Genomic DNA, 2,641 nt, shown 5'->3' on the forward strand with positions numbered 1-2,641 from the left:
CAGTAAGGTTAACAGGCGCTGAAAATATTCCGGCAGGGGAGCGTCTATCTCCAGATACTGTCCAGTGGAGGGATGCTGAAAGCCTATGGTCTTGGCGTGCAGCGTCTGCCCCTGAAGGGAAAAGGGACATTTCCTCGGACCATACACATCGTCCCCCAAAATGGGATGGCCGATGCTTGCCATATGCACCCTGATTTGATGGGTTCTTCCCGTCTCCAGCACACATTCGATATAGGTGTACCCCGCAAACCGCTCCAGCACCCGGAAATGGGTCACCGCCCGTTTTCCGTTTCTTACATTTACTGCCATTTTTTTTCGGTCTGTGGGATGGCGCCCTATGGGCGCATCAATCACACCCTGGTCATCCGGCAGGACCCCTAAGCAGACAGCCCTGTAGCGCCTGTTTATGGTATGCTCCTTCAGCTGGGCTGCAATGGAGGCGTGGGCTCTGTCATTTTTGCAGGCAATCACGGAACCGGTGGTGTTTTTATCAATACGGTGCACAATCCCTGGCCGCATCACCCCGTTAATGCCTGACAATTCCTTTCCGCAGTGATACATCAGCGCATTGACCAGCGTACCGCTGTAGTGTCCTGCCGCTGGATGCACTACCATACCCTTTGGCTTGTTCACAACAATCAGATCACTGTCCTCATAAAGAATATCAAGGGGGATATTTTCCGGCAGAATATCCGGTTCCACCGACGCTGGAAGAAAAAAAGCAACCTCATCATCCGCATTTACCCGGTAGCTGCCTTTTGCAGTCTCCCCGTTTACCAAAACCTGGCCATCCTTAATTAATTTTTGCAGAAAGGAGCGTGACAGGGAATCCAGAAGCATCCCCATACACTTGTCAAGCCTTTCTCCTTCCATCTCCTCTGTTATCTGGAAGCGTAATTCATCCATGGAAGCTTCCTCTCCCTATTTCATCTCTCTGTAACGGTTTTGCTTAAAGCTTAAAAATTCCAGATCCTTTTCTTTAAATACAAACAAGAATAGAATAAACAAACCAATGGTTGACAATACAATATAAATATCCGCCACATTAAAAATAGGATAATTGATCAGAACGAAGGAAATAAAGTCCACCACATAGTCAAGACGGAAACGATCCGCCATATTGCCTGCGCCGCCCGCAATAATGCAGGACAGCAGAATATGAACAATATTAAATTTTTTCTCGCTGGGAAGCTTAAACAGGAAAAACAGAATCACTGCCATAAATACAATGCCCACAAAAAGAATAAATACCTTTTGATTTTCAAGCATCCCAAAGGCAGACCCTCTGTTTTCCAGATATTGCAGCTCCAGCACTCCGTCAATGAGGACATAAGGCTCATTTCCCTTTAAATGAAGCACCGCCAAATACTTCGTAAACTGGTCAATGCCAAAAAGCACTGCAGCTACCACAGCGTCCAAAAGCAGAATCTTTCCTCTCTTATGACTCTTTTTACTCATGTGCATCCTCTTCGCTAAAATAGATTTCCCTTACGGCTTCCAGAATTTCCTCATCGGTTACAGTATGGTCAATCACTGCCTTGCCAATTTTTTTCAATAATACAAACCGAATTTTCCCTGCGCTCATTTTCTTGTCCGATTTGGTCAGCCGCAGAATCTCCTGGGGATCAATTCCCTCTACAGTGATGGGAAGATAAAAGGGAACAAACATATCCCTGATCTCATAATATTCCTCCATGGAAAGCATACCCCGCTTCCATGAAATATAAGCGGCCGCAACCGTTCCCAGCGCCACGCATTCGCCGTGATAAAGCTCAAAATTCTTTGCCTTCTCAATGGCATGACCGATGGTATGTCCCAGATTCAAAAGCGCTCTGTCTCCCTGCTCCGTAGGGTCCTTTTCCACCACCAGCTTCTTTACTGCGCAGCTTCTCATTACCATTTCCTCCAGAGTGTCCAGATCGCGCTCGCAGATTTCATACATTTTATCGATCAGCCATTCATAAAACACCGCGTCCTTTATCAGCCCGTGCTTCATGACCTCTGCAAAGCCGGAAAAAAACTGTCTGTCATCCAGAGTTTGCAAAACGCTCAGGTTCATGTACACCAGCCTCGGCATCTTGAAGGCTCCCACCATGTTTTTATAACCGTCAAAATCCACTCCTGTCTTTCCCCCGATGCTGCTGTCGCACTGTGAAAGCAGTGTGGTGGGAATCTGCACAAAATCAATTCCCCGCAGGTAAGTGGCTGCTGCATATCCCGCCAGATCGCCCACAACGCCTCCTCCCAGTGCAAGAAGCATATCCTTTCTGTCAAAGCCTTCCTCAATCAGAAAGCGATACAGCGTCCTTACAGTGTCCAGCGTCTTATTTTCCTCTCCCTGAGGAAACACAAACTTTGCGGTTTTGAGACACCGGCCCTCTAAAAGATCCCTGACCTCATCTCCGTAGAGCTCGTCCACCTTGGAATCCGTGACGATACAGAGCCGCTTTTCCGCACAGCCAAGCAAGGAAAGCTCCTCCCACAGCCCCTCAAAGGACTGGGCAAATACAATATCATAGCATGGTTTTTTATTGTAAAGAATCGGTAATCTCTGTGCCATTTTTTCTTTCCCTTTTCGTATTTTCTGCAAAAAACTTCCCCGTTCCATACAGGGGGAAGTTTTCTTCATGCACTATAATCC

The 2,641-nt window shown here is 47.1% G+C and carries 3 protein-coding genes; all 3 read right to left on the minus strand.

Annotated features, from left to right (window positions below; all coding sequences use genetic code 11):
- The coding region (locus tag AC1WIP_RS14350; protein ID WP_481142469.1) for an RluA family pseudouridine synthase at positions 1 to 906 on the minus strand (906 nt) is incomplete at its 3' end.
- 15 nt (positions 907 to 921) lie between these two features.
- Complete coding sequence (lspA, locus tag AC1WIP_RS14355) at positions 922 to 1,458, minus strand: signal peptidase II (protein ID WP_481142470.1); 537 nt, start codon at positions 1,456 to 1,458, stop codon at positions 922 to 924.
- The gene (gene aroB, locus AC1WIP_RS14360; protein ID WP_481142471.1) at positions 1,451 to 2,560 is read right to left on the minus strand and encodes a 3-dehydroquinate synthase; all 1,110 of its coding nucleotides are present in this window, start codon (positions 2,558 to 2,560) and stop codon (positions 1,451 to 1,453) included. Before aroB ends, lspA begins: the two co-directional genes overlap by 8 nt.
- Between the last annotated feature and the right edge of the window lie 81 nt (positions 2,561 to 2,641).

This window comes from Acetatifactor sp. (genome assembly GCF_982438285.1).